This window comes from Streptomyces sp. NPDC058469 (assembly GCF_042721125.1).
Taxonomy (GTDB): domain Bacteria; phylum Actinomycetota; class Actinomycetes; order Streptomycetales; family Streptomycetaceae; genus Streptomyces.
This window is the reverse complement of the sequence record NZ_JBHXME010000005.1, coordinates 64,230-90,590: the sequence shown is the minus strand read 5'-3', so window position 1 is coordinate 90,590 and position 26,361 is coordinate 64,230. Positions and strand designations below refer to the sequence as shown.

Here is a 26,361-nt window from a genome sequence, read left to right as displayed (position 1 = left end):
GTTCAGGATGCCAAGGGTCACGTGCCGGCCGCGCGGCCGATCGACTCCACCAGCGGCAGCAGGCGGTGCGGGACGCGCTCGCGCAGCGCCATCTCGGTCCGGGTGCGGACCACTCCCGGCAGGCTGATCAGCTGCTGGATCACGTCCTCCAGGTGGCCGTTGTCCCGCGCCACGACCCGGGTGAGCAGATCCCCGCCGCCGGTGATCGAGAACGCCTCGACGATCTCCGGTACGGCGGCCAGCGCGTCCCCGACCTCGTCGAGATGCCCCTGCGTGACCTCGATGTGCACGAAGGCGAGCACCGGGTGCCCGAGCGCGGCGGGGGAGAGGACGGGGCCCGTACCGGTGATCACCCCGTCCCGCTCCAGCCGGTCGAGGCGGGCCTGGAGCGTGCCGCGGGCGACGCCGAGCAGGCGGGCGTACTCGCGCAGGCTGGTGCGCGGCTGCTCCAGAAGCAGCTTCAGGATGCGGGTGTCGAGTTCGTCCACGCTCATGACGCATGACTGTACCAATGGCTCAGCACTATGCTACTGGGCCATTGGACCAGTGAATCGAGAGCCACTTGAGCCACTCGTCCCGATGATGCTCTCATGGGTACGTCGATGGCGCTGCGGACCTCCGCGGCGCCTTTTTCATGCCGGTGTCCAGCCGGTGTCCAGGGGTCTTCACAGGGGGCGGGAAGCAGTGCTGAAAAGGGTGTTCGCGGCTCCGGACCCGGGGCGTACGCGGCTGCGTTTCGCGGGCCGGGCCGTCCTCGGCATCGGCCTCGCGGTCGTCGTGTGCGGGCTGACCGGACAGTCCCTCGCGGGCGCCGTGACCGGCGGTCTCGCCGCGCTGCTCGCCCTGTTCACGGTGACGGACGCCACGGTGCGCGGGCAGGCCGTCACCACCGCGCTGCTGCCCTGCGTGGGCCTGCCGGTGCTCGCCGCCGCGGCCGAACTGCACGATCATCCCGTCGCCCGCGACCTCACCTTCCTCGCCGTGGTCGGCGCCGGCGTCTACGCGCGCCGCTGGGGACCGCGCGGCCACAGCCTCGGTGTCTTCGCGTTCATGACCTTCTTCGTGGCGCAGTTCCTGCACGCGACCACCGACCAACTGCCCAAGCTGTACGCTGCAGTTGTCCTCTCCGTGCTGACTGCGGCGGCGGTCCGCTTCGGCCTGTGGTGCTACGAGCGGCGACTGCCCCCGACCGCCGTACCCGCCCCACCGATCGGCCGCGGCCTGGCCCGGGTGACCACCCGGCAGGCGGTCCAGGCGACCGCCGGCGCCGGATTCGCGCTCGTGGTGGGCCAGTTGGTGTCCGGGCAGCGCTGGTACTGGGCTGTCGGCGCGACCTGGTGGATCTTCGTGAACACCGCCTCGCGCGGCGAGACCGTGGTCCGCGGCTTCCGCCGTGTCCTCGGCACGGTCCTCGGCATCGGCCTGGGCCTGCTCGTCGCCGTACCGGTCCACGGCGCCCCCGTCCCCACCGCGCTCCTGGTCGCCGCCTGCGTCTTCGGCATCTTCTACTCGGCCGCCGTCTCCTACACGTGGATGATGCTCTCGGTGACCTTGATGGCCGAGCTGCTCTACGGCCTGCTCGGCGTCCTGAACCCCGGCCTGCTGGCCCTGCGGTTCGCGGAGACCGGCGTCGGCGCGCTCGGCGCCGTACTGGCCGTCCTCCTCGTGTTGCCGGTGACCACCCACACCACCACCGACGCCTGGATCCAGCGCGCCCTGCGCTGCGTCCACACCTGCACCGCCGAGGCCGCCGCGCGTCTCGCCGGTTCCGCGACGGCCGACCCCGCCGGACGCGTCGCCGAACTCGAACAACTCCTCGGCCGGGTACGGCTGTCCGTCGCGCCCCTCGTGCACCCGCTGAACCCCATGCTCGGCCGCAAGCGCCGCGCCCGCCGGGTGCTCGCCCTGCTCGACGACTGCGCCCGCGAGATCCGCGGCCTCGTCGCTGTGGCCGCCGACCCGGAGGCCTCCCACGACGCCCGCCTGGCCGCCGCCTGCTGGCGCGTCGAGACCGCGGTCGAGACGCTCACCGACGGCGACACGTCGCGGCTCACGGCCATGGCGGCCCGGCCACCCGCGGAGCCGGCGCTGGCCCACCTCCACGGCCTGGAACGCGCCCTCGCCGAACTCGCCGAACCCTTGCGCAGTCGGTCCGGTCCGAGGCTCGTCGAGGCGTGATGCGGTGCGGCGGCCGGATGGGCCGGGCCACACCCGGACTTTGATCCTGGCCGGACGGGCAGGCAACCTTGAGCTTTGGTCTAGACCGGTCATGATCGACTGCTACCGTCACCCCCGACAGCGCGGACCGGAGCACGGACCGAGAGGGGACAGCGGTGGCAGACGGCGACAGGCGGGGACGGCGGGCCTTCATCGGGTCGTTCACGGCGGCGGGCGGCCCGGGTGTCGTCGCGGCGGCCGTGGACGCGGACAGCGGCGCGCTGACCGTCCTGAGCAGCGTCGACGGCGTCCCCGACCCCTCGTACCTCGCCCTGGCACCCGACGGGGACACGCTCTACGCCGTCAGCGAGACGGCCGAGGGCGCGGTGGCCGCGTACCGTGTGAACGGCGACAAGCCGGAGCCGCTCGGTTCGCCGGTGCGCGTCGGCGGCGCGGGACCGACCCACCTGAGCCTGTTCGCGGGGCACGTCCTCACCGCCGACTACGGCTCCGGCACCGTCACCGCCGTACCGGTCCGCCCGGACGGCACCCTGGCGAGCCGCCCCTCCGGGCAGCTCCGGCACACCGGCTCCGGCCCGCACGAGCGGCGCCAGCAGGGTCCGCACGCCCACCAGGTCCAGCCCGACCCGAGCGGCCGGTGGGCGGTCAGCGTCGACCTCGGCACCGACTCCGTGCGGGTGTGCACGCTGGACGACGGACGCCCCGTACTGCACCGCGAGATCGCACTCAGGCCCGGCTCGGGCCCCCGCCACCTGGCCTTCCACCCGGACGGCAGCCACGCCTACGTCCTCAACGAACTCACGCCGACCGTCACCGTCTGCCGTTGGGACGCCGAGAGCGGCTCGCTGAAGCCGCTGACCGAGGTGTCGGTCCTGCCCGGCCCGCCGGACGGCGACGCCGCCTACCCCTCGGGCATCGTGACCTCGCCGGACGGCCGCTTCGTCTGGACGGCCACCCGCGGCGAGGACGTGCTGTCCGTGCTCGCCGTCGAGGGCGAGGGGCTGCGGCTGGTCGGGACGGTGCCCTGCGAAGGCCACTGGCCCCGCGCGATCACCGAGGCCGACGGCCACCTGTACGTGGCGAACGAGCGCTCCGGCGACGTGACCTGGTTCGCCGTCGACCCCGCCACAGGCGTCCCGCGACGCGGCGGCTCGATCAAGGTGACCGCCGCGTCCTGCGTGGTGTTCGACTGAGCCAGTTGTTGTCGCCCGCTGTCGTCTCCGGCACATGCCGAAGGGCCCACTCCCGCGTGAGGAGGGGCCCTTTCGGCGCTACGGCGTTACGCGTGCGGGGTGGGTCAGCGAACCGGAGCGCCCTGCGGCTGCGGCGGGGCGATACCCAGCGCCATCGTGTACTTGGCGAGCGCGAGCTTGCCGATCGCCGGGTACGGACCGAGCGCCTCGGCGGCTGCGCAGCCCGCCTCGGCGGCGGCACCCTCCACCAGACCCTGGTCGATCTCGGGACCGATCAGATACGGGGCCAGCGCCAGCTGCTGCGAACCCGAGGAACGCAACTGCTCCGCGATCGCCGCGATCGAACCTTCCTGGTCCAGAGCCGCCGCCATCACCGGCACGGCGAGACGCGCGGCGAGCAGCATGCCGGTGATCCCGGCCGCCTGCACGGCCTCCTCGCCACCCACGGACGCGAGGATGATGCCGTCCGCGGCGGTCGCCACGGTGAACAGCCGGGCACGGTCGGCACGGGCCAGCCCCGCCTCCGACAGCCGCACGTGCAGCGCCTCGGCGAGCAACGGGTGCGGACCGAGTACATCGGTCAGATCGGCCGCGACCCGGCTGTCCATGACGGCCTGGCGGACCTGACGCAGCAGCGCGCTGTCCGGACCGGCGAGCAGCGGCACTACGACGGCCACCGGGCCGTCGGGCTCCTTGACGTCGGCGCCGGCGGCCCTGGCCTGCTCGAAACGGGCGGTGCGCTCTTCAGCGGCGTGCGCGAGCACGGACGTCAGCGTGGGGAACTCGGAGTCGTCCCCGTCGAGATAACCGATGCGGCCGTCGAGACCGGGCAGCTCGGAGCGCGCGATGCTCACGACCTCCTCGGCGAGGCTGCGCGTGGCGGCGCTGGGCGTGCCCGGCACGGCGAGAACCAGCGCGGGCGCGCCCTCGGGAGCCGCCAGCTGCTCGGGTCGGCGGTGCCGCCCGGGCTGGCGAGGTCGCGGCATTCGTACTGGCAGGCCGGACGCGGGCCCAGTGGGGGAGCTCATGGCGAGGCATGTTACTGGCTTCCTGGGCTCCTCTGTTCGGGGAGGGTGCAGGTGAGCGGTATCCGTCCTGTTTTGTCTGATGAGTTACGTACGGATCAGAAGTGATCACCTTGTCCCTTTGAGCTCACCACGGACAACATCGCGCCGTCACACGGCAGAGCGAGCGCGCCCGCCGCGAGATCCCGCGCGATCCGCACGGCACCGTCCAGCGGATCGCCCTCCGTCGGAACCAGCCGCGCATGCGGCAGCCGTTTCGCCAACTCCTCGTGCAGCGGTACGAGGAGAGGCTCGCCCATCTTGAACAGGCCACCGGTGAGCGCGACTTCGGGCTCGCCGGAGGCCGGGCAGACCGCGACGGCGGACCCGGCCATGTGCCGGGCGGCGGCACGCAGGATGCCGGCCGCCACCGGGTCGTCCGGGGCGCACTCGGCGACACGGGGCGCGAAAGCCGCGAGTACGGCGGGACGGTCCGACCGCGGATACAACTGGCCCGGCAACCCCGCCATCGCCCCGAACCGCTCCTTGGCGCAGCTCAACAGCGCTCCGGAACCACCGTCCCGGCCGTCATACGCACGCAGCGCCGCCTCCAGCCCCGCCCGCCCGATCCAGGCCCCACCACCACAGTCACCCAGCAGATGCCCCCAACCGTCCGCCCGCCGCCACCCGGTGAGATCGGTGCCGATCGCGATGAGCCCGGTACCGGCGGCGACCACGGCACCGGGGCGAGCCCCGAGGGCGCCCACATAGGCGGTGACGGCATCAGCGGCGAGCGCGACGGTCCGCACCCCGAACTCCCGGGCCAACGCCCCCGGCACCTCGGCCCGCAACCCGTCCCCGAGAGTGGCGAGCCCGGCGGCCCCGATCACAGCCGTGCCCACCTCGGACACCTCGGCCTGATCGGTCAACGCCCGCACCATCGGCGCCAGTTGCTCCATGAAATGCCCGGGATCGATCCCACGAGCACCGGTCCGAACGGGTTCCCCGGAGGAGAGCGGGCCGGATGTCCGGTCACTTCCGACCCCGCCTACGACGACACGGAGCCCGGAGCCTCCCGAGTCCACGGCGAGAAACCCCGGAACCGTCACGGCAGACGCCAGTCCACCGGTTGTCCTCCCTGCCGGACCAGCAGGTCGTTGGCGCGGCTGAAGGGGCGGGACCCGAAGAAACCGCGGTCGGCGGACATCGGGGAGGGGTGCGAGGACTCGACCGAGGGCAGGTCGCCGAGGAGCGGGCGCAGGTTGCGGGCGTCGCGGCCCCACAGGATCGACACCAGCGGCTTGCCGCGCGCCGCCAGCGCCCGTATCGCCTGCTCGGTGACCTCTTCCCAGCCCTTGCCGCGATGGGCGGCCGGACTGCGCGGGGCCGTGGTGAGCGCCCTGTTGAGCAGCAGCACCCCCTGCTCGCTCCACGGAGTCAGATCGCCGTTGGACGGCTGGGGCAGCGCCAGGTCCGTGTTCAGCTCCCGGTAGATGTTGAGCAGGCTCGGGGGCAGCGGACGTACCTCGGGGGCCACCGAGAACGACAGCCCCACCGCGTGCCCCGGAGTCGGGTACGGGTCCTGTCCGACGATGAGGACGCGGACGTCGTCGAAGGGCTGCTGGAAGGCTCGGAGGACATTCGGTCCGGCCGGTAGGTAGGTGCGTCCCGCGGCGATCTCCGCGCGCAGGAAGTCCCCCATCTCGGCGACGCGTCCGGCCACGGGTTCCAGGGCTTTCGCCCAGCCCGGTTCGACGATCTCATGCAACGGTCGTGGTGCCACGGGCGTCACCCTACTGCCGTACAGGGCCCGGCGATCAACCGGTGTCCGAAGCCCGACCGAAGACGATCGAACCGTCGACTCCTCTGAACGAAGCTTCCCCATCCGGGAGTTCGCGTCCTGGAAGCTCCCGCCTTCACGCGATGACCGCCGCGCGCACGCACAGCACATCCGGGAGATGGGACGCCAACTGCCGCCAGCTGTCCCCGTCGTCGTCCGACGCGAACACCTCGCCGTTGCGATTGCCGAAGTACACGCCCGCCGGGTCAGCGTCGTCCGTGCACATCGCGTCGCGCAACACCGTGCCGTAGTGGTCCTCGGCCGGCAGACCCGCCGACAGCGCCTCCCAACTCCGGCCCGCGTCCGCCGTGCGGAAGACCCGGCACCGGTGCTCGGCGGGCACGCGGTCCGCGTCGGCGTTGATCGGGAACACGTACGCCGTGTCGCCGCGGTGGGGGTGGGTCGCCGCCGCGAAGCCGAACGTGGACGGCAGTCCCTCGCCGATGTCCGTCCAGTGCGCGCCCGCGTCGTCGCTGCGGTAGACGCCCCAGTGGTTCTGGAGATACAGCCGGTCCGGGGTCACCGCGTCCTGCGCGATCTTGTGCACGCACTGGCCGAACTCCGGGTTCGGATCCGGCAGGAACACCGCGGAGACACCGGAGTTGGACGGCTCCCAGCTCTTGCCCCCGTCGCCGGTACGGAACACCCCGGCCGTCGAGACGGCGACCGTCACGGCCAGTGGGTCGCGCTTGTCCGTGAGGACGGTGTGCAGGCCTTCTCCACCGCCGCCCGGGACCCACCGCGAGCGGGTGGGGTGCTCCCAGAGGGGACGGACGAGTTCGAAGCTCTCGCCGCGGTCCTCGGAGCGGAACAGCGCGGCCGGCTCCGTGCCCGCGTACACCACCTCGGGTTCCGCGGCCGCCGGGTGCAGCTGCCACACCCGCTCCAGTGAAGCCCCGGTGTCCTTCGGGAACTTGACCGCCGGCCGCGCCGGCTCGGCCCACGTGCGGCCCAGGTCGTCGGAGTGGAACACGGACGGACCCCAGTGAGAGCTGTCACCGCCGGCCAGAAGTCTCGGTGTGGGGCCACGGGTGTCGACGGCGACCGAATACAGCGCCTGCGCGTTGAAGTACGGACTCTCGTCGAACTCCCAGACGCCACCCCGCCTGCGCCCGATGAACAGGCCTTTTCGCGTGCCCACCGCGAGCAGAACCTCCGTCATTCCGATCACCTCCGCTGCGTTTTTGGCGACTTCGCCCCCCATTACCGCCCAGTCTGCACCGCACCACTGACAGTCACCCCTGGAATCGGCGTCACCGCAGGTCAGGGGGCTGATATTGGTCCGTGGGGCGGATTCGTGAGGGCTTGGCGCCAAGCGCCTGCGGAAGTCCGGGCAGCCATGGGAACGTCGAGTCGGGGTATTCGTCGTGAGCATCGAGGGGACGTCTCCCGTATGGGAGGACGGTTCGGCATGTCAGTGCGTTCATGAGGAGGATGCCTTCGATGGCGTTCCGAGGTCCGAAGGTGTGGCTGTGGCGGTGGCGGCGCAATCCGCTCAAGCGCCGTGCCGATGCGGTGGAATCGTGGATCGTGCTCGGCGCCTGGCTGATCACCGTCCTCGCCGGTGTGCTCGCCGGTCTGACGGCGACCCAGTCCGTCGAACACGAACTGGCCCAGGAGCGCGTCGACTGGAAACCGGCGGTGGCCCTGGTGACCCAGGACGCGCCCGGCTCCGCCCCTGCGAACTCCACCAGAACCAGCAGCGAGCTGGTCTGGGCGAAGGTCCGCTGGACGGCCGTGGACGGCTCCTCGCACACCGGCCAGATACGCGTCCCCTCCGGCAGTGCGATAGGCGCTCCGGTGACCGTCTGGACCGATCCGCAGGGCCACCTGGTCACCAAGCCCGCCACCGCCTCGCAGGCCCAGTTGCGGGCCGTGATGATCGGCACCCTGCTGGGAGTGGGCGCGGCGGCCGTTCCCTTCGTCAGCGCCCGAGCCCTGCGCGGTCGTCTGGAACGCCGGCGCATGGAGCAGTGGGACGAGGAGTGGGCCCGCTTCGGCCCGCTGTGGGGGCGCAAGACGGGCTGAGCGCCCGGCACGGCGTCGCGTGCGCCCCTGGCATGCGGATCGGCAGACAGGGACCCTCGTCATGCCCGTCGCACAGAATCGGCCCAGGTCACTCCGCCCGTACCTCCCGGCACACCTCCAACAACCGCTCGTCCTCCAGAACGTCCTGGCTCCCGTGCCCGCCCGACCGCACCAAGTGCCGGCGCGAGGCGGCGAGTTCGGCCTCCACCAGGTCATGCAGCGGCGCCCCGGCCGCCCCCATGTCGACCAGACACGCGGCGACGACGCCCCGCACGCCCGGATGCTCCACCCAGGCCGAACGCAGCACCGGAAGCACCCTCTCCACCTCCCCGGTGACCCGCCACAACGCACACGCACCCACCGTCCGCTCCCGCGCACACTCCGCCTCGACCATCCGCGACAACCCGGGCAACGCGTCCCGCGCGGACGACCCCAGCCGCGCCAGCGCCTCCGCGGCAGCCCGGCGCCGATGCGCGTCCGGTCCCGCCAACTCCCGCACCAGCACCGGCAGTACGGCCGACGCATCCCCCTCTACTGACCACAGAGCACCCGCCGCGACACCGGCGCACTCGGACTCCAACAGCCCCCGCAGCGCCGGTACGACCCCCTCCGCGCCACCTCCGAACGCGTCGAGCGCCCGCACCGCCGACTCCACGATCCGGGGCCTCGACCGCACCCCGTCCGCCATCCCGCCCAACAACCGCAACACCTCCGGCACCGCCTCCCGATCGGCGAGCGCGGTCAGCGCCGACAGCAGGGGTACGGCGCGCTCGTACGTCTCGGGGGAGTCGAGGGGTACTTGGCCGAGCCGGTGTCGTAGCGCCGGGGCCAGCGGAGCGGCGGATCGGCCGAGGTGGACGATCACGCGCCCCAGATCGTCGGGTGCGACCGGTTGTGCGAGCACCTGGGCCAGTACCGGTGTCGCCCGTGGATCGCCGCTGCGGGCAAGGGACTTGAGCGGACCGCCCAGGGTCGGTGCCCGGCGTTCCCAGCGGTGCACCCACAGGTCGGGGCGGGAGGTCACCAGCGCGTGGAGGTGGTTCGCGGCAGGCGCGGCCAATCGGTAGAGATCGCCGAGGACCGACACCGCCGCGTCGCGCAACCGGTCCGACACCGCCGCACCGAGCAACGGACGTGCCCCCGCGCCCAGTTGCTCGCCGATCAGTTCGACGGGCACCGTGTAGTCGGCTCGCCACTCGCGGAACAACCCCGCCGACATCCACACCCCGTTGCACCGGTCGGCCGCGTCCGGGCTGGTCAACTGCCCTTCCAGCAAGGCGATCCGGTCGCTCACCCGCCCGCCGAGCGCGGTGTGCAGCGTACGCAGGAGCAGCGCGCCCTCCTCGTCCGAGGGCCGCAGTCGCCGTAACCGCCCGGCGAGCGTGTCCGGGTGGCCGTCCTCGGCCGGTGCCGAACGGCCCGACCGGCGTTGCTCGGACCGCTCCCCGAGCAGCTCGACGACGGTCGGGACCAGGTCGGCGGGGAGCAGATCGGGCGCGCAGCCCGCGAGTTGGCCGAGCGCGGCGAGCCGTAGACCGGGGTCGTACGGCGGAGTGCCGAGCGTCAGCAGGATGTCCAGCGCGTCGGCGGCATGGGACGGGTGTCGGCGTACGAACAGGCCGAGGCTCTCGGTGAGAGAGAGCAGGACCCGGTCGTCGCGCTCCACCGTGATCCGCTGCCGCAACAGGCCCAGCACGCGCGCGGGTTGACCGAGGAATTGGGCGAGCGCTTCGGCCGCCGCGCGGCGCACGCCGGAGTCCCGGTCCCCGACGAGTACGGCGAAGACCTCGGCCCCCGCGCGGACGGCTACATCCGCCAGCCCTCGCCCGTCAGTCGCTTCCTGCTCCGACCCGCGCCCGTCCCCGGCCTCCTGCTCCGGCCCGCGCCCGTCAGCCGTTTCCTCCTCCTCCGGTCCGTGTCCCCGTCCGATGCTGACCAGAAGTTCCACCAACCCGCCCCGGTCCGCGACCTCTTCGCGAGCCGCGAGAGCGAACAGAAACGGAACGCAGGCGAGCGTCGAGTCGTACACGATCCCCTGGTGGTGCACCGCGCCGTACATCCCGTCGAGCGCGCCCGCCCGCTCGACGGGGTCCGTGGAGGCCAGTCCCCGGAGCAGTCCGGGCACGTCCTCCGCACTGCCGTACGCATGCCGCAGTGAGGCCCAGCCGACCTCGTCGATCCCCGTGAACACGTTGTCCTCCCCAGGCGCAGTGCCAACTGATCGCGAGTCTGCACCACGCCACTGACAACGAAGCGGAATCGGGAGGTAACCGAGGGTCAGTCTCCTTCGGGCAGAGCGCGGGCGAGGATCGTGTCGAGGTCGGCGGAGTCGGGGAGGGTGCCGAAGGCGTGTCCCCAGTCGCCCGCCAGCCGGGTCGCGCAGAAGGCGTCGGCGACCGCCGCCGGGGCGTGTCGTACCAGGAGGGAGGCCTGGAGGGCCAACGCCATCTGCTCGACGAGACGGCGGGCTCCCGTCTCGGTGGCCTCGGCGAGTTGGGCCTTGAGGCGGGTCACGGACGCGTCCAGGCGGGTGTCCGCGCCCTGCGCCAGGGCGAGTTCGGCGAACAGTGCCTCCGCCGTGCCGGGGTCACGGGTCAACGCCCGTAGGACGTCAAGGGCGTTGACGTTCCCCGAGCCCTCCCAGATGGAGAGGAGCGGTGCCTCGCGGTAGTGGCGGGGCATGCCCGAGTCCTCGACGTAGCCGTTTCCGCCGAGGCACTCCAGGGCCTCCGCGGTGAAGGCCGGGCCGCGCTTGGTGACCCAGTACTTGCCGACGGCGGTGGCGATCCGGCGGAACGCCGACTCGGCGTCGTCCCCGCGCACCGCACGGTCCGCCGCGCCCGCCAGTCGTAGCGTGAGGGTGGTGGCGGCCTCGGACTCCAGCGCCAGATCGGCCAACACGTTGCGCATCAGGGGCTGTTCGAGCAGTCGCGCGCCGAACGCGGACCGGTACCGCACATGGTGGCCCGCTTCGACGAGCGTTTTGCGCATCAGCGTCGCCGACATCATCACGCAGTCCAGGCGGGTGCAGTTGACCATCTCGATGATGGTCTTGACGCCGCGCCCCTCGGGGCCGACCAGCCAGGCGACGGTCCCGTCGAACTCGGGCTCCGAGGACGCGTTGGAGCGGTTGCCCAGCTTGTCCTTCAGCCGCTGGATACGGAACGTGTTGCGACTGCCGTCCGGCAGCACGCGCGGCACCAGGAAGCACGACAGACCGCCCGGGGCCTGCGCCAGGACGAGGAACACGTCGCACATCGGCGCCGACGTGAACCACTTGTGGCCGCGCAGTGTGTACACGCCGGGTTCGGCGGTGGGGGTGGCCGCCGTGGTGTTCGTGCGGACGTCGGAGCCGCCCTGCTTCTCCGTCATCCCCATTCCGGCCAGCAGCCCGCGCTTCTCGGTCGGCACGCGCAGGACCGGGTCGTACACCCGGCTGGTCAGCAACGGCTCGTAGACCGCGGCCAGTTCGGGCGTACTGCGCAGGGCGGGGACGGCGGCGTACGTCATCGACGTCGGGCAGCCGTGCCCGGCGTCGGTGTGTCCCCACACCAACCCCCGCGCGGTACGGGCCACATGGGCGCCGGGGTGCTCGTCCGCCCAGGGCGCGCCGGCCAGCCCCTCGGCCACGGCGACGCCCATCAGCCGGTGCCAGCTCGGGTGGAACTCGACCTCGTCGATCCGGTTGCCGTAGCGGTCGTGCGTGCGCAGCTCCGGCTCGTGCCGGTTCGCCTGCTCACCCCACTCCTGTGCCTCCGCGCTGCCCGCCGCCCGCCCGAGTCGCCGCACGTCCTCCTCGGCCCAGCCTGCGCCCTCCCGGCGCAGCCCCTCCAGCAGGGCCGCGTCCTCGGAGGCGTCGTACGGGGTCAGGGGCGGGGGCTGGTTGGTGACGTCGTGCGTGGCGTTCCGCGACTGCGGCTGTATGTGCGCGAGTGTCTGGGCCATACGTGCAGTGTTGCACTATCTCTACGGCCGCACCAATGATGTAACACGAGAATCGCCACGTAGAGTACGAGGCCATGCGGATGAACGTGTCGGAAGGGCCCAACGAGGTGGACCTGCGCCCGCTGTCCGCACGGTCGGTCGTCCTCAGCCTGCTGCTGGGCACGCACCCGCCAGAGCTGCCCGTACGGGATCTGCTGCGTGCCGTCGAACCGCTCGGAGTCGCCGGCTCCACGCTGCGGGCCGCGCTCAGCCGGATGGTGGCCGCCGGCGACCTGCGGAGCACGGACGCGGTCTACCGGCTCAGCGACCGCCTGCTGGAACGCCAGCGCCGCCAGGACGCCGCCGTACACCCCGAGACCCGCGCCTGGGACGGCGACTGGGAGATGACCGTCGTCACCGCGACCGGCCGAGGTCCCGCCGAACGCGCCGATTTGCGCGGCAAGTTGACCGCCCTCCGGCTCGCGGAACTCCGCGAGGGAGTCTGGCTCCGCCCGGCCAACCTGCTACGGCCCCGACCGGACGAACTCGGCACGGTCGCCCGGCACTTCACCACCCGCCCCGAGGAACCCGCCCGCCAACTGGCGGGGACTCTCTGGCCACTTGAAGCCTGGGCAAAGACGGCCGAGGCGCTGCTCGACCGGATCACCGCCACCGCCGACCACCCGGCCGACTGCTTCACCGTACTCGCCGCCGCCGTGCGGCACTTGCTGGCCGACCCGGTCCTGCCCCCCGAACTCCTGCCCACCGACTGGCCGGGCCCTGCTCTGCGCACCGAATACACCCGCCACCGGCGGGAGTTGATCGCGACCGTGCTGGGGAACCCGGCATAGCCGGAGCGGCCGTGCGAAGCGTCGTGCGGGGACGCTTCGTACGGCCGCCGTCACCGTGGGGGCCTCACTTGTAGGTGATGTCCGACGACGCGAACTTGCAGTAAGTGCCGTCCGCGCCCGTGCCGTTGGTCGTCGGCTCCGCGCCCGTGTTGTTCCCGATGTACTTCTGGCAGGGGATCATCTTCTTGCTGGTGTCCCCGACGATCGTGATGGCCTTCAGGGTCGCGCTGTCACCGTAGTTGGTGTTGATGCCGACGATCCGGCTGCCCTTGTAGGTCGCCTCGATGGTGTTGAGGTTGATCGTGCGCTTGTACTGCGTCTTGCAGTTGCCGCACGAGCGGACGAACGTGCCGAAGGTCTGCGCCGCGAAGTTGGAGACGTTGAGCGTCCCGGCCCCGTTGAACTGGAACACCTTGTCGCTCGCCTCCTTCGCGCCACCGCCGTTGACGGTGTACACGTTGGACGACGAGGAGCCCAGGAAGGTCGCCGCGTCCTCGCCGACGTCCTCCCACCAGACGTTCTGCAGCGTGCAGCTGCCCAGGCAGTGGATGCCGTCGGCGGCGGGCGAGCCGATGATGACGTTCTTGATCACGGCACCGGCGGCCAGCTCCAGGATCGGCCCCTGATCCTCGTCCTGACTGCCCGTGCCCAGGTCACCGCTGCCGTACAGCCGCAGCATCCCGTAGTCCTTGGTACCCGAGACCGAGATCGTCGAGGTCACCGCCTGGCTGCCGCTCGCGGTGGGCCAGGTGGCGGCACTGGCCGGCGAGAGGGTGCCGGATGCCATGATCATGCCAATGGAGAGGCCGAAGGCGGCCAGTGCGCCGGTGAGCGCACGCGATCGTGCGGAAGAAGTCATGTCCCGATTCCTTCTCCGAGGTGGGGGAGTGGTCAGAGCTTTCCGGTGCCCGCGCCCGCGGTCACCGAGGCGACGACGGTCGAGGCGGGCTCGGCGGTGTAGCTGTACGGCGGGCTGGTGAAGGTGCCGACCTGCGAGATCTCGGTGGCGGCTCCGCCGAGGTCGTTGCCGCTGAGGTTGGCGTACCCGTCCACGTCGCTGTCCCGGTTCGTCGTGACGGCGACCTCGGTGTCCCGGAAGACGTTGTTCTGGACGAACATCTGGGCGCCCATGCGCGAGTGCACGGCCGTCTCGGCGCCGACGACGTAGTTGTCGTAGAAGTGCCCGGTGCCGAAACGCAGGCTGGGGATACGGGAGTTGACCTGGTCGAACCAGTTGTGGTGGTACGTCACCCGCAGATGCCCGGTGTCCTCGCTCGCGTTGTTGTCGCTGTGGCCGACGAGCGAGCCCTTGTAGTGGTTCTTGAAGGTGTTCCAGGAGACGGTGACGTAGTCGGAGGCGTGGCTGATGTCGACCAGGCCGTCGTAGTAGTCCTTGCCGTGGTCGAGGTCGGACGAGAAGGCGTTGTGGTCGATCCACACCTTCGTCGACGCCTGCACGGTGATGCCGTCGGCGGGCGCGACCGGCTTGCTGATGTTCAGGTTGCGGACGACGACGTTCGTCACCTTTTTCAGGCGCAGCCCGCCACCGGTGAACCCGGACGCCGAACCGACCCCCAGGACAGTCGTGTTGGACCCGATGTCGACCTGACCGCTCAGCGAGATCAGGCCGTTGACCTTGACCACCTTCGAACTGCCGCCGGTGACCGCCGACTTGAAGGCGTCCAGCGTCGACACCGTGACCGCGGCGGCGCTACCGCCACCGGTCGTCCCGGCACCGAAACCGACCGGTGAGGCGTCGACCGCCGACGCGGACTGGGGGAGTGCGAACACGGCGACGACGGCGAGAGCGGCCACCGCCGGAGCTGATCTGCGAGTACGCATGCGGGTGCGTCCCTTCGGAGGGCTTAGTTGATCGTGTACGTGAACGATGTACGCCATGAAGGACCGCGCGGTCACACTTCTGAACGGAACGTAGAGTGCAAGCGCTTTCTAGTCAACGCCCTGTGCAGAAACTATTCGAAGCGTGGGAGCGCTTCCATGGCGCTCATGTCCATGTCACGATGCCGATTGCTCTCCCCGAAAGATGCCGCACGAGCCGCGATCAGGAAGGGACGACGACGTGCGCCCCACAGTCACCAACACCCTCAAGTCCGCTCGGAAAAGGCCGCGTTCGGTACTCATCGCGCTCTTCGGGGCGCTGCTGCCGCTCCTCGCGGCCCTGGCCCTCCTGGCGCCCCCGGCCGCCGCCCGCACCGAGGCCGTCCCCACCGCGAGCCTCACCGAGGTCACCGGCTTCGGCGCCAACCCCAGCAACCTGCAGATGTACGTGTACGTCCCGGCCACCGTCACCGCGCACCCGGCGATCGTCGTGGCCGTTCACTACTGCGGGGGATCGGGTCCGGCGATGTACTCCGGCACCGAATACGCCTCGCTGGCCGACCAGTTGGGCTTCATCGTCGTCTATCCGTCGGTCACCCGCGCCAGCAAGTGCTTCGACGTCTCCTCGCCCCAGGCCCTGCACCGTGACGGCGGCAGCGACCCGGTCGGCATCAGGTCGATGGTCGACTGGGTGGCCAGCACCTACTCCGCCGACACCTCCCGCGTCTTCGCCATGGGCGTCTCCTCCGGCGCGATGATGACGAACGTCCTGCTCGGCGACTACCCCGACGTGTTCGCCGCGGGCGCCGCCTTCGCCGGCGTACCGTTCGGCTGCTTCGCCACCACCGACGGCTCCGAGTGGAACACCGCCTGCGCGAACGGCACGGTCATCCAAACCCCGCAGGAATGGGGCGACTTGGTCCGGGGCGCCGACCCCGGCTACACCGGCCCCCGCCCCCGTATGCAGCTGTGGCACGGCACTGCGGACGACACGCTGCGCTACCCCAACTTCGGCGAGGAGATCAAACAGTGGACGAACGTGCTGGGCGTCAGCCAGACCCCGGCCGCCACCGACTCCCCGGCAACAGGCTGGACCCGCACCCGCTACGGCGCCACCGGTGACCAGGCCCCCGTCGAGGCGATCAGCCTCCAGGGCGTCACCCACAACCTCTACACCTACGGCATGGGCGCCCGCGTCCTCACCTTCTTCGGCCTGACCGGCGGCGGCACCACACCCCCGCCCTCGACCGGCCCCTGCAAGGTGACGGTCACGACCAGCGCCTGGAACACCGGCCTCACCGCCTCCGTGACGCTCACCAACACCGGCACGACCACGTTCAACGGCTGGCAGCTCGGCTTCACTCTGCCCACCGGCCAGACCATCACCAACGGCTGGGGCGCGACCTATGCCCCCGCCTCCGGCGCGGTGACGGCCACCAACGCGTCGTACGACGGCACCCTCGCCCCCAACGCGAGCGTGACCATCGGCTACCAGGCGAACCACACCGGCAACAGCGCCGCGCCGACGGCCTACACGCTCAACGGGACGGCCTGCACGGTCGGTTGACCCCTCCCGGGGTGCGTGCCATCCGCCCCCGGCACGCACCCTCGCCCCCAACTCCCGCCAGAGGAAGGCCGGTTCCGTGCAGCCAACGAGACGGACAGCGATCGTGGCCACGACGACAACAGCGCTGTCGGCCCTGGTCGCCACCAACCCCGCACGCGCCGAGGGAAGTTCAGCCCCTCCCGTCGCGCACTGGGTGACCACCTGGACGGCGATGCCCCAGCTCACCGAGCCCGCCAACCTGCCACCGGCACCGTTCACCGGGACCAAGTCGGTCCTGGTCGACACCACCCTGCGCCAGACACTCCGCGTCACCACCGGAGGCCGGAAGCTGCGCCTGCGCTTCTCCAACGCCTACGGCGACACCCAACTCCCACTCACCGCCGTGACACTGGCGCTCCCGCAGGACGGCAAGGCGGGAGCGAGTGCGACCGTGCCCGGCAGCGGCAGGCCGGTCACCTTCGCCGGACGCAGATCGGCGACCGTCCCCGTCGGGGCCCAACTGGTCTCCGACCCAATGGACTTGGACCTGCGTGCCGCGTCCGTCCTGACTGTGACGACGTACCTGGCGACGGGCCAGCCCTCCCTCGCGCTCACCTCGCACCCGGGCTCGCGCACGACGTCGTACCTCCGCACCGGCGACCACACCGAGGACCAGGATCTGCTGCCCGGGGCGACCCCGGTCGACCACTGGTATCTGCTGAGCGACGTCGAGGTCCTGGCCCCGCGCGCCACCACGGCCGTAGCGATCCTCGGCGACTCGCTCACCGACGGACGAGGCTCCACGACCAACGCCAACGACCGCTGGCCCGACCAGCTCTACGACCGCCTCCGCACCCACCCCGCCACCGCGGCCGTAGCGATCCTGAACCAGGCCGCCGGCGGCAACCGGGTCCTCAACGACGGGCTCGGTCCCAACGTGCTCGCCCGCCTCGACCGTGACGTTCTCTCCCGCAGCGGGGTCACCCGCCTCATCGTCTTCGAGGGCGTCAACGACATCGGCACCGCCGACGCGACCCCCGCCGCCCAACACCAGGTCACGGAAGACCTGTTGGCCGCCTACGGCCAGATCGTGGTCCGCGCCCACGCCCAAGGCATCCGGGTCCACGGCGCGACCTTGCTGCCCTTCGGCGGCAACACCTACGACGACCCGGCGGGCGAACGCGAGTCCTCCCGCCGGGCGGTCAACACCTGGATCCGCACGGCCGGTTGCTTCGACGCGGTCCTCGACTTCGACCGCGCCGTACGCGACCCCGCCGACCCGCGCCGCCTGCTTCCGTCCCTCCAGGTCGGCGACTGGCTGCATCTCAATCCGGCGGGGTACGGCGTGCTGGCGGCGACAGTCCCCGCCGGACTGCTGCGGTAGCACCTGGCCGGCGGATCGGGGCGCAAAAAATCGGCGGTGCCTGATCGGTGCCGGTGAGTGGTGCGTCGTGCGTGCGGCTGCAAGGCGGAAGGGACGTTGACATCAGCGGCTGCCGTCACGGGCGCCGAGAACGGGGGAGCCGGCGACCGATGGCAACTCCGCCGGGGCTCACGCCCTTTGGGCAGTGGGGGAGTGCGTGCCACGCCCCGCGTCTGCGACAGGATCCGCCGGACAGGCCCTAGAGGACAGGCTCCTCCGCGACAGCGCCGGCGGGAGTCGCGGTGCCGGCGGCGGGTGAACTCCCCTTCGCCGGAAGGTGGTTGAAGAGCAGGTTCAGCAGGATCGCCGTCAGGCAGCCCGCGCTGATACCGCTGTTCATCACCGTCTGGAACCAGTCCGGGAACTGTGCGTAGATTGTCGGCACCCCGACCGGGAGCACGCCCACGGCCACCGAGACGGCGACGACCGTGAGGTTGTGGTTGTCCTTGAAGTCGACCTGGGTCAGGGTCCGCAGACCGCTCGCGGCGACCGTGCCGAACATGACCAGGCCCGCGCCGCCGAGCACCGGCGCGGGTATCGCCGCGACGACCGCGCCGAGCTTGGGCAGCAGGCCGAGGACCACGAGGATGCCACCGGCGACCGCGACGACCCAGCGGCTGCGGACGCGGGTCATGCCGACGAGGCCGACGTTCTGCGCGTACGCCGTGTACGGGAAGGTGTTGAAGATGCCGCCGAGGACCGTGGAGAGGCCGTCGGCGCGCAGTCCGTCCGCGAGGGAGCGCGGCTCGATCCTGCGATCGGTCATCTCGCCGACCGCGATCAGGTCACCGGTCGTCTCGGTCATCGTCACCAGCGCCACCACCAGCATCGACACGATCGCCGAGGCGTGGAAGGTGGGCGTACCGAAGTGGAACGGCGTGCTGATGCCGACCCAGTCGGCGTCCCCGACCCCGCTGAAGTCCGTGAACCCGAACACCACCGCGGCCACCAGCCCCACGGCCATGCCGATCAGCACCGCGATCCGGCTGAGGAAGGCCGGCGCGAACCGCTGCACACCGAGGACGACCGCGAGGACGAACGCGGCGAGAGCGATGTTCTTCGGCTCACCGAAGTCCTTCGCGCCCTGGCCGCCGGCCGCCCAGTTGCCCGCCGCCGGCAGCAGCGACAGACCGATGATCAGGATCACCGTGCCGGTGACCAGCGGCGGGAAGAAGCGCAGCAGCCTGCCGAAAACGGGCGCCAGGAGAGCGATGGCGAGCCCGGCGATGATCACGGAGCCGTAGATCGCGGGCAGTCCGCCGCCCGTCGTACCGATCAGCACCATCGGCGACACTGCGGCGAACGTACAGCCCTGCATGATCGGCAGCCGCACGCCGAACCGCCAGAAACCTATGCACTGGATGAGCGTGGCTATCCCGCACACCAGCAGGTCCGCGGTGATCAGATACGCCAGATCGGCGGCCGACAGCTTCATCGCCCCGCCCACGATCAGCGGCACCGCCACCGCGCCCGCGTACATCGCGAGCACATGCTGGAGCCCGAAGGCGGCCAGTTGCCGTACGGGTGGGACCTCGTCGACTGGATGCACGGGTGCGGGTGCGGGTGCGGGTGTGGTCGTGGCCATGGGCACTCCTGAGCGGCGGAGAGGGGAGAAACGTGCGAACAGTTCGAGACCGTAGGCGCCTTGAACAGTTTGTTGATTTCTGGGTTGTTGCCGCTGTGTGTCATGCCCATCTGCTATGTGTGCGACCCACGTACCGCCGCCAGCAAGGCATCCCAGTCAGGCAGTTTGACCACACCACCCCGCCCGAGCGAGGCCCCCAACTCCGCCTCGGCCCGCTCGATGGCCTCCCACCCGACCCACTCGACCGGATCGATCCCCTCGGCGCGCAGCACGGTGAGGGGATCTTCGGGCAGTTCCTTCGCTACGAGCACGGAGGCGTCCGCGAGCAGGGACGTCACCGTCTCCTTGGCGTCCGGGCGGTTGGTGCCGATGACGCCGGTCGGGCCCCGCTTGATCCAGCCGGCCACGTACTCGCCGGGTACGGTCCGCCCTTCGCGTACGACACGGCCCGCCCGGTGCGGCACGGTGCCCTGCTCGGCGTCGAACGGCAGCCCGTCGAGCGGCACCCCGCGATAGCCCACCGAGCGCAGCACCAACTGCGCCTCGATCTCCTCGAATTGGCCCGTGCCGACCACTCCGCCCCGCCCGTCCGGCGCGGTGCGTTCGAAGCGCACGGCGCCCACGCGCCCCGCGTCGGCGAGGAGTTGGACGGGACGGAGGAAGAAGCGGAGGTGGATGCGGCGTGGGGCACCCTGAGGAGGGAGCGCGGCCCAGTTGCGAAGGGCCTCCACGTTGCGACGTTGGGTGCCGGGCAGGGCGGAGGAGTCGAGGCAGTCCGGGTCGAGCGCCAACTCGGCCGGATCCACGGTCACTTCGGTGTCCGGGAGGCCGCCCAGTTCGCGCAGCTCCTTGGTGGTGAAGCGGGCCTGCGACGGACCGCGCCGGCCGACCATGTGGACGTCCGTGACCCCGCTCGCGGCCAGCGCGGTGAGCGCGGCCTGCGGTATGTCGGTACGGCTCAGCTCGGCCGCGCCGCGCGCCAGCATCCGCGTGACGTCCACCGCGACGTTGCCCACGCCGATGACCACGGCCGAGCGCGCGCCGAGCACGAAACCGTCGGCGGTGGAGTCCGGGTGGGCGCTGTACCAGGACACGAACTCGGTCGCCGACCAGCTGCCCGGCAGCTCCTCGCCGGGAATTCCCAGATGGCGGTCGGTGGCGGCACCCACGCAATACACGACCGCGTCGTACAACTCCCGCAATCGGGCGGCCGACAGTCCGCCGGGTCCCACGAGCACCCCGCCGAGGAATCGCACCCGCCCGTGCTCCAGGACCGCCCGCAGATTGTTCTGCAGCGACTTGATCTTCTCGTGGTCCGGCGCCACGCCGTAGCGCACCAGACCGTACGGGCACGGCAGCCGGTCCAGGACGTCGACCAGCACCCCGGGTTCCAACTGGACCAGGCTCTGGGCGGTGTAGACCCCGCTCGGCCCGGAGCCGACGACGGCGACACGCAGCACGGCGGAACTCCTCACCCGTCAGGCACGCAGGAGAACGCTGATTCGCCAGACCACTGACACCTCCAGGATCGCACCACCGGTGCTCCGCTGACAGGGTGCCGAACGCACCCGTAGGCGCTGGGGGCGCGCGTGTCCGTTCGTATGGAATGTGATCATGCGGTTACGTTGCGTGTGTGCTAGAAGCATCCTTTGTTAATCTTTCCGATCGCTCTCCGTCGGACGGTGCGGTGTCGGTGTGGCCCGCGTGGGAAGTGCAGGAGCACGACGGGGCCACCTCGTGGTTCCACGTCCGGCTGGCCTTCCCCGACGGCGCACGGGTCGACGCCCTCGCCGTGGTGTCCGAGCAGAACGTCTCCGTCGAGGACGTACGGGCCCAACCGGCCCTGTCCCTCGACGACTTGACGGTGCTGGCCGACTGGCTGGAGGGGCCGCTCTGCGAGGCGTGCGGGCTGGAACCGGTGCCGGCGGACGGGGAGGAGTGGACGGAGTCGGGCGGAGCGCGGCGGGCGCGGCCGGCCTGGCCGCGAGGCATCGAGGGTCGGTGGCAGATCGCCCAGGAGTACCGCGCCGCACAGGAGGAGGGGGCTGATCCCGTCCTCGCGGTGATGTGTGCGACCGGGCACAGTCGGCGCCGGTCTCTTCGGCTCATCTCGCAGGCGCGGGACGCGGGTTTCCTGACGCCTCGTCATGCCAGGCGCTGAGTAAGCCCGTTACGCGTCGGAGGGCTCGGCCGGCCGGTCGTCGGCCGAGCTTTCGGGTGTGAGTGCAGGCGTGGGTGCGGGCGGCGTGGGGGTGGGTGTGGATCTGTAGTCCGTCGCGAAGAACCGTGACAGGTCGGTGTCGGCAGCCCCGGCCCGCGCACGGGCCTCCGGCGGAATCCCCAACTCCCAGTCGAGTCCGTACCGTTCGAACAACTCGGTCCGCAGCACCGGAATCGACATCGGCACCCCCGGCACGAGCGCCGAGTAGACCGCGCCCATGAGCAGGGCCCGCAGCATCGGGTAGTCGGAGGGGACGTTCCCCGACCCGTACCGCGCGATCGTCTGCCCGAGTAGCTCGGACAGGCGTCGCTGCTCCGGGCACTGGACGAAGCCCTCGCCCTGGAGGAGTCCGGCCATGTGCTGGCGCATCAGTACGGGCCGGTCGTGTGCGAGGCCCAGGATTGCGTCGATGGCCCGCGCCATCCGCTCCCGCCCGTCGTCGGTCCGGGGCTCGCGCTCCAGGGCCTCCTCCAGCGTGCGGTGCATCAGACGGTGCACGGCGGACTGCACGAGCTGGCGCTTTCCGGGGAAGTAGTACGACACCAGACCGCGCGCCGAGCCGGCCCGGTCCGCGATGTCGCCCAAGGTCGTGGCCTCGTACCCACGCTCACCGACCAGTTCCAGGGCCGCCTGCAGGAGTCGTTCCCGGGAACGCCGTCGCAACTCTTCATTGACCGATGCGCTTCGCGGGGACATGCTGTAACTCCTGCGTTGACTGGCTATCAGCCAACTATACTCAGGACGTCCGGGTCTCCCGTCGAGGGGGCTCGGCGCATGCTGCCGTCCGTCTGGGGCGACGCGGGGGATCGTCTCAGGCGGGCGGCTCCTTTTCACCCCAATGGTTTCCTTGGGCGACTTTTGAACCGGTGTCCGGCGCCGCCTTCTCGCACATCTGTCGCACGGCACGTGATCCGTCCCTAGAGTGGGCACGGATATCGAGCCGAGGAGGCGCACGGGCATGGAGCAGGACCAGCAGATCTTCGCGCGGATCAACGAGATGGTCGACGACGAGCGCAAGCTCCGGGAGGCCGTCGCGTCCGGCACGATCGACAGCGCCACGGAGCATCAGCGACTCGGGCAACTGGAACGCGAACTCGACCAGTGCTGGGACCTGTTGCGCCAGCGCCGCGCCAAGGCGGAGTTCGGGGAGAACCCTGACGAGGCGCGGGTGCGGCCGGAGTCCGAGGTGGAGGGGTATCAGGGGTGAGGTGACGCGCGTTGGCGTGAGCTGACGGGTGGGGAGGCCGCGTCGGCCCGGACGGGCGCGGCCACGGATTGTTTCGCCCCGTTTCGTTACTGCTGATCGCTTCGGTGCTTCGTCGCTATTTGCCGCGCGCGGCAAGCCTGTTGGTGATCTCGGCCTTGACCGTCTCGTGCAGTTCGTCCGACGTGAAGCCGAGGTTGCGCAGGATCTGCGCGGCCGGGCTCTCCTCGACGCGGATCAGTCCCAGCAGCGCGTGTTCCGTGCCGACCCAGTCGTGGCCGAGGTCGGCCGCCGCGCGGCGGGCCTGGTCGATGGCCTCCTTGCTCTCGGGCCGGAACGCGATGTGACCCCGCAGCACCTTCGCCCCGGCCGGCGGCAGCGCTTCCTCGATCGCGTCGCGGACGCGCTGCTCCGACTCGGTCTTCGCCACCAGCACCTCGTACGCCAGGCCCTGCGGTTCGCCGAGCAGGCCGAGCAGAAGGTGTTCGGTGCCGATGGAGTCGTGCCTGTGCGTTCGAGCGGCCTCCTGCGCGAGCACGATGCTGTGCCGGTTGAGGTTGGTGTACCGCTCGAAGGGGCCGGGTGCGTGGCGTTGCTGGGCGGCCTGTTTGGACACCCCGATGGCGTCGCCGATCTCGGTCCACGACGCGCCGACCTGCTTGGCCTTGCTGACGTAGTGGTCGATGAGCTGGTCGCCGAGGTCGGACAGGGTCTGGGCACGCAGCCGCGCTTCGCTGATGCGGGCCAGTTCGTTGGTGTCGGGGAGCTCCTCGTCGAGACGGGCGATCAGATCGGCGAGGCTGATGTCGAGTGGGCTCATGCGTCAACCTTAAGTTGACGATGCTCAATCGTCAACTTGTAATTGACGATCGTTCGGGGTGCTCCCGCGTGATGATCCGGAGGTGCTCCAGCCCGATGATCAGGCTCCGGCCCAATGATGAGTCAGCCCAGCAGCCGCCCTACCTCCGCCCGGCAAGCTCAAGCACGGGACGCAGACCGTCCGGCCGCTCGGTCACCAACCGGTGGTCCACGAAGTGCACCCCGCAGCCCAGAGCGGCCGCCCCGCCGTCCGCCCGCCGGTCGTCACCGACCATCAGCACGTCCTTCGGGTCGACACCGAGCGCCTCGCAGGCGACGCTGAACAGGCGCGGGTCCGGCTTCTGGATGCCGTGTTCGTACGACAGGACGTACGCGTCCACGTACGGGTCGAGACCGTGCTCGCGGAACACGGGCCGCAGATCCCAGCCGATGTTGCTGACCACGCCCACGCCGATCCCGCGCTCGTGCAGGGTCCGCAGCACGTCTTCCGTGTCCGGGTACGGCGTCCACGCGGCCGGCGTCATGTGCCGGTCGTACAGCGCGTCGTGCAACGCCGGGTCGGGGAGCGGGACTTGGCGCGAGACGCCGGTGTACGCGGCCCGGTGCAGCGCGGAACTCTCGTCCCGGATCGCCCACACCTCCGCGAACTCCTCGGGCAGTTGCTCGGGCTGCGCCCCACCCGGCATCGCCCCCGCCGACTCCAGCGCCCATGCCGCCTCGGTCAACTCCGGTTCGGGCAGCGCGGTCCCGGTCTCGCGCAGCACGGCACGCAGCCAGGACTCGGTGGACTCGATGCGGAAGAGGGTTCCGGAGAAGTCGAAGAGGACGGCATTCATGCGGTGATCTTACGCAGCGACATTCTGCTTGTTGCGTGTGCTGTGCGTCCCGCTGCGGCCGCGCTCACACCCGCCACCGTTCGTACGCCCCCACGGCCACCGCCACCACGAACGCCCCCAGCACCCACCCGCCCACCACATCCGACGGCCAGTGCACGCCCAGCCACACACGGGTGATTCCCACACCCACAACGGAGATCACGGCCAGGGTCATGGCCGTACGCCACACAGCGCGTCCGGCGCCGTAGTCGTGGAGCAGCCACAGGAGCAGGCCGCAGACCACCGTGGCGGTCATGGCGTGGCCCGAGGGGAAGGCTGCGTAGTCGGCCGAGTCGACGGGGTCGGGCCATACCGGGCGGGGGCGGTTGACCAGCGCCTTCAGGGTTTGTTGCAACAGTGTGCCCAGCGCACATGTGGCCCCCAGCCATAGAGCTGTCCACCATGCCGAACGTCGCCACACCAGCCACACCATGGCGGCCGCACACACGAGGCGCAGGGTGAGCGGGTCCCAGACCCAGTCCGTCAGGATGCGGAACGTGTGCGTCAGTCCGTGGTCCTCGACCGCCCAGCGATGCGTGGTCCGGGCGATCCGCGCGTCGACGTCGATCAGCGGACGCCACTCCACCGCGACCAGGGTGAGGAGCAGCGCGGAGCACAGGGCGAGGGTGATGCCGGTCTGCCGGAGAGTCGGGGGGCGAGGCGGGTAGTGCATGGGACGATCCTCGCCGACTCGCGGTGGGCGGAGTCAACTCCGCTCCGGGACTACATCCTCTTGGGCCCCTCCTTGCCCCTACCCCGGTCCTTTCTCGCCCCTCCTCGACCTTCCCTCGGCCCTTCCCCGGCCCTCCTCAGCCGAGCGCCCGCAACCCCGGTACGAACGCCACGAGAACCGGCACCACCGGCACCAGTGCCGCCGTGGCGGTGAACCCCAGGCGGCGCATCGCCGTGAGCCGGTCCGGGGGAGTGAGCAACCGGTGCACCCGCTGCGGCACATGCGCGTGCGGCGTGGGGCACGGCCCGAACACCCCACGGTCCTCGTTGAGTTCGACCAGTGCGAGGGCGGTCGTGAGGCGGCCGAAGCGCCGGGAGGCCATGTCGTCGGCGGCGAGTTCGACCAGCCGGTGCATCTCGTCCCGGAACGCGGCGAACACCGGCACCTGCGGAAACCCGTTCGCGAGCGCGCCCGAGCAGTGCAGCAGCCAGTCGTGCCGGGCCTGCGCGTGCCCCTGCTCGTGCGCGAGCAGCGAGTCCAGTTGCCGCCCCTTGAGGCGTCGCAACGCAGCTGTGGTGATGACCAGTTGGGGCGCGGCACCGGCCATCCACCAGGCGTCCGGGCGCTCCCCCTCAAGGATGACCAGCGGCTCGGCACCGGGCTCCTCGCCGGGCAACACCGGGGCGCGCACGAGGAGTTCGGCCCTGCGCAGCCGGCGTCGCACCCGGGCCCGTACGACTTCACGGACCAGCATCGCCGCGGTCCACGCCCCGCCGCACGCGAGGGCCACCGCGGTCGTGGCGGCCCAGGGCCCGGTCGTCACAAGGGGATAGGCGTCCACGACCGCGTGCGGGGCGTTGGCGAACACATGGCCGCGCACCGCCTGCCACGCGGCGGCGGCGCTGAGCGTCATCGACAGGACGCAGCACAGGAGTACGGCCGCCACCACGCACTGCCACACCCACAGCGCGAGCACCGGCTCATGGTCCGGCCAGTCGGCCCGGGCGAGCAGCCGGGGGGCGACGACGGCGGCCAAGGCGCCGAGCAGCAACAGTGCCGCGGGGACCATCATGGGAGCACCCTATGAGCGCCGCGGTGATCAGGGGTACGGCTTGTTACGGCAAAGTGACGCAGACCACGATTTCGTACAGCGGCACT

The 26,361-nt window shown here is 71.0% G+C and carries 24 protein-coding genes; 8 read left to right on the top strand and 16 right to left on the bottom strand.

The features are described from left to right. Positions 1–17: 17 nt before the first annotated feature. Positions 18–494, bottom strand: a complete 477-nt coding sequence (locus ACFWP5_RS04970; RefSeq protein ID WP_384150307.1) for an Lrp/AsnC family transcriptional regulator — start codon at positions 492–494, stop codon at positions 18–20. Positions 495–684: 190 nt separating this feature from the next. Here ACFWP5_RS04970 and ACFWP5_RS04965 point away from each other — a divergent pair, with 190 nt between their 5' ends. Both ACFWP5_RS04965 and ACFWP5_RS04960 read left to right on the top strand, forming a co-directional pair. Further along, on the top strand, positions 685–2,178 hold the full coding sequence (locus ACFWP5_RS04965; protein WP_384150304.1) for an FUSC family protein: 1,494 nt from the start codon (positions 685–687) through the stop codon (positions 2,176–2,178). Positions 2,179–2,333: 155 nt separating this feature from the next. Then, a complete protein-coding gene (locus tag ACFWP5_RS04960; RefSeq protein ID WP_384150302.1) occupies positions 2,334–3,371 on the top strand; it encodes a lactonase family protein in 1,038 nt (345 codons plus the stop codon). A gap of 104 nt (positions 3,372–3,475) precedes the next feature. Here ACFWP5_RS04960 and ACFWP5_RS04955 read toward each other — a convergent pair whose 3' ends face one another. The 4 genes from ACFWP5_RS04955 to ACFWP5_RS04940 form a co-directional block, all read right to left on the bottom strand. After that, positions 3,476–4,399, bottom strand: coding sequence for a sirohydrochlorin chelatase (locus tag ACFWP5_RS04955; protein WP_384150299.1), 924 nt, complete (start codon positions 4,397–4,399; stop codon positions 3,476–3,478). 95 nt (positions 4,400–4,494) lie between these two features. Then, entirely contained in the window at positions 4,495–5,496 is a 1,002-nt protein-coding gene (locus tag ACFWP5_RS04950) for an N-acetylglucosamine kinase (RefSeq protein WP_384150554.1), read from the bottom strand. After that, positions 5,481–6,158: a uracil-DNA glycosylase gene (locus ACFWP5_RS04945; protein WP_384150297.1), complete on the bottom strand. Its 678-nt coding sequence runs from the start codon at positions 6,156–6,158 to the stop codon at positions 5,481–5,483. Before ACFWP5_RS04945 ends, ACFWP5_RS04950 begins: the two co-directional genes overlap by 16 nt. 133 nt (positions 6,159–6,291) lie before the next feature. Next, positions 6,292–7,377: a WD40/YVTN/BNR-like repeat-containing protein gene (locus tag ACFWP5_RS04940; RefSeq protein WP_384150294.1), complete on the bottom strand. Its 1,086-nt coding sequence runs from the start codon at positions 7,375–7,377 to the stop codon at positions 6,292–6,294. A 281-nt stretch (positions 7,378–7,658) separates the two neighbouring features. On the opposite strand from ACFWP5_RS04940, the gene ACFWP5_RS04935 reads away from it, so the two are divergent. Continuing rightward, on the top strand, positions 7,659–8,243 hold the full coding sequence (locus tag ACFWP5_RS04935; RefSeq protein WP_384150291.1) for a hypothetical protein: 585 nt from the start codon (positions 7,659–7,661) through the stop codon (positions 8,241–8,243). Between the two features lie 88 nt (positions 8,244–8,331). Here the strand turns inward: ACFWP5_RS04935 and ACFWP5_RS04930 are convergent, their stop codons facing one another. Then, the gene (locus tag ACFWP5_RS04930) at positions 8,332–10,434 is read right to left on the bottom strand and encodes a HEAT repeat domain-containing protein (RefSeq protein WP_384150288.1); all 2,103 of its coding nucleotides are present in this window, start codon (positions 10,432–10,434) and stop codon (positions 8,332–8,334) included. Positions 10,435–10,520: 86 nt separating this feature from the next. Continuing rightward, positions 10,521–12,188 (bottom strand): acyl-CoA dehydrogenase family protein, encoded by a 1,668-nt coding sequence (locus ACFWP5_RS04925; RefSeq protein WP_384150285.1) that lies wholly within the window; start codon positions 12,186–12,188, stop codon positions 10,521–10,523. Positions 12,189–12,262: 74 nt separating this feature from the next. Here ACFWP5_RS04925 and ACFWP5_RS04920 point away from each other — a divergent pair, with 74 nt between their 5' ends. Then, positions 12,263–13,018 carry a PaaX family transcriptional regulator C-terminal domain-containing protein gene (locus ACFWP5_RS04920; RefSeq protein WP_384150282.1) on the top strand — a complete coding sequence of 252 codons (756 nt, stop codon included), beginning with the start codon at positions 12,263–12,265 and terminating at the stop codon, positions 13,016–13,018. Positions 13,019–13,082: 64 nt separating this feature from the next. On the opposite strand, the gene ACFWP5_RS04915 is transcribed toward ACFWP5_RS04920, so the two are convergent. Both ACFWP5_RS04915 and ACFWP5_RS04910 read right to left on the bottom strand, forming a co-directional pair. Further along, the gene (locus ACFWP5_RS04915) at positions 13,083–13,877 is read right to left on the bottom strand and encodes a pectate lyase (protein WP_384150279.1); all 795 of its coding nucleotides are present in this window, start codon (positions 13,875–13,877) and stop codon (positions 13,083–13,085) included. 32 nt (positions 13,878–13,909) lie between these two features. Beyond that, positions 13,910–14,860, bottom strand: a complete 951-nt coding sequence (locus ACFWP5_RS04910; protein WP_384150276.1) for a polysaccharide lyase family 1 protein — start codon at positions 14,858–14,860, stop codon at positions 13,910–13,912. 238 nt (positions 14,861–15,098) lie between these two features. On the opposite strand from ACFWP5_RS04910, the gene ACFWP5_RS04905 reads away from it, so the two are divergent. Together ACFWP5_RS04905 and ACFWP5_RS04900 are read left to right on the top strand one after the other, a co-directional pair. Continuing rightward, complete coding sequence (locus tag ACFWP5_RS04905; protein WP_384150273.1) at positions 15,099–16,424, top strand: PHB depolymerase family esterase; 1,326 nt, start codon at positions 15,099–15,101, stop codon at positions 16,422–16,424. Between the two features lie 100 nt (positions 16,425–16,524). Next, on the top strand, positions 16,525–17,787 hold the full coding sequence (locus tag ACFWP5_RS04900) for an SGNH/GDSL hydrolase family protein (RefSeq protein ID WP_384150552.1): 1,263 nt from the start codon (positions 16,525–16,527) through the stop codon (positions 17,785–17,787). A 238-nt stretch (positions 17,788–18,025) separates the two neighbouring features. Here ACFWP5_RS04900 and ACFWP5_RS04895 read toward each other — a convergent pair whose 3' ends face one another. Both ACFWP5_RS04895 and ACFWP5_RS04890 read right to left on the bottom strand, forming a co-directional pair. After that, entirely contained in the window at positions 18,026–19,411 is a 1,386-nt protein-coding gene (locus ACFWP5_RS04895; protein ID WP_384150270.1) for a nucleobase:cation symporter-2 family protein, read from the bottom strand. Positions 19,412–19,524: 113 nt separating this feature from the next. Continuing rightward, the gene (locus ACFWP5_RS04890) at positions 19,525–20,871 is read right to left on the bottom strand and encodes an FAD-dependent oxidoreductase (protein WP_384150267.1); all 1,347 of its coding nucleotides are present in this window, start codon (positions 20,869–20,871) and stop codon (positions 19,525–19,527) included. Between the two features lie 227 nt (positions 20,872–21,098). On the opposite strand from ACFWP5_RS04890, the gene ACFWP5_RS04885 reads away from it, so the two are divergent. Then, positions 21,099–21,572: a DUF6214 family protein gene (locus ACFWP5_RS04885; RefSeq protein WP_384150264.1), complete on the top strand. Its 474-nt coding sequence runs from the start codon at positions 21,099–21,101 to the stop codon at positions 21,570–21,572. A 9-nt stretch (positions 21,573–21,581) separates the two neighbouring features. Here ACFWP5_RS04885 and ACFWP5_RS04880 read toward each other — a convergent pair whose 3' ends face one another. After that, positions 21,582–22,328, bottom strand: a complete 747-nt coding sequence (locus ACFWP5_RS04880; protein ID WP_384150261.1) for a TetR/AcrR family transcriptional regulator — start codon at positions 22,326–22,328, stop codon at positions 21,582–21,584. Between the two features lie 262 nt (positions 22,329–22,590). Here ACFWP5_RS04880 and ACFWP5_RS04875 point away from each other — a divergent pair, with 262 nt between their 5' ends. After that, positions 22,591–22,839 carry a DUF2630 family protein gene (locus ACFWP5_RS04875; RefSeq protein WP_384150258.1) on the top strand — a complete coding sequence of 83 codons (249 nt, stop codon included), beginning with the start codon at positions 22,591–22,593 and terminating at the stop codon, positions 22,837–22,839. 115 nt (positions 22,840–22,954) lie between these two features. On the opposite strand, the gene ACFWP5_RS04870 is transcribed toward ACFWP5_RS04875, so the two are convergent. The 4 genes from ACFWP5_RS04870 to ACFWP5_RS04855 form a co-directional block, all read right to left on the bottom strand. Beyond that, positions 22,955–23,656, bottom strand: coding sequence for a Clp protease N-terminal domain-containing protein (locus tag ACFWP5_RS04870; protein WP_384150255.1), 702 nt, complete (start codon positions 23,654–23,656; stop codon positions 22,955–22,957). Between the two features lie 139 nt (positions 23,657–23,795). Further along, complete coding sequence (locus ACFWP5_RS04865; RefSeq protein WP_384150253.1) at positions 23,796–24,491, bottom strand: HAD family hydrolase; 696 nt, start codon at positions 24,489–24,491, stop codon at positions 23,796–23,798. Between the two features lie 64 nt (positions 24,492–24,555). Then, the gene (locus tag ACFWP5_RS04860; RefSeq protein WP_384150250.1) at positions 24,556–25,203 is read right to left on the bottom strand and encodes a phosphatase PAP2 family protein; all 648 of its coding nucleotides are present in this window, start codon (positions 25,201–25,203) and stop codon (positions 24,556–24,558) included. A 136-nt stretch (positions 25,204–25,339) separates the two neighbouring features. Further along, positions 25,340–26,275 carry a M56 family metallopeptidase gene (locus tag ACFWP5_RS04855; RefSeq protein WP_384150247.1) on the bottom strand — a complete coding sequence of 312 codons (936 nt, stop codon included), beginning with the start codon at positions 26,273–26,275 and terminating at the stop codon, positions 25,340–25,342. Between the last annotated feature and the right edge of the window lie 86 nt (positions 26,276–26,361).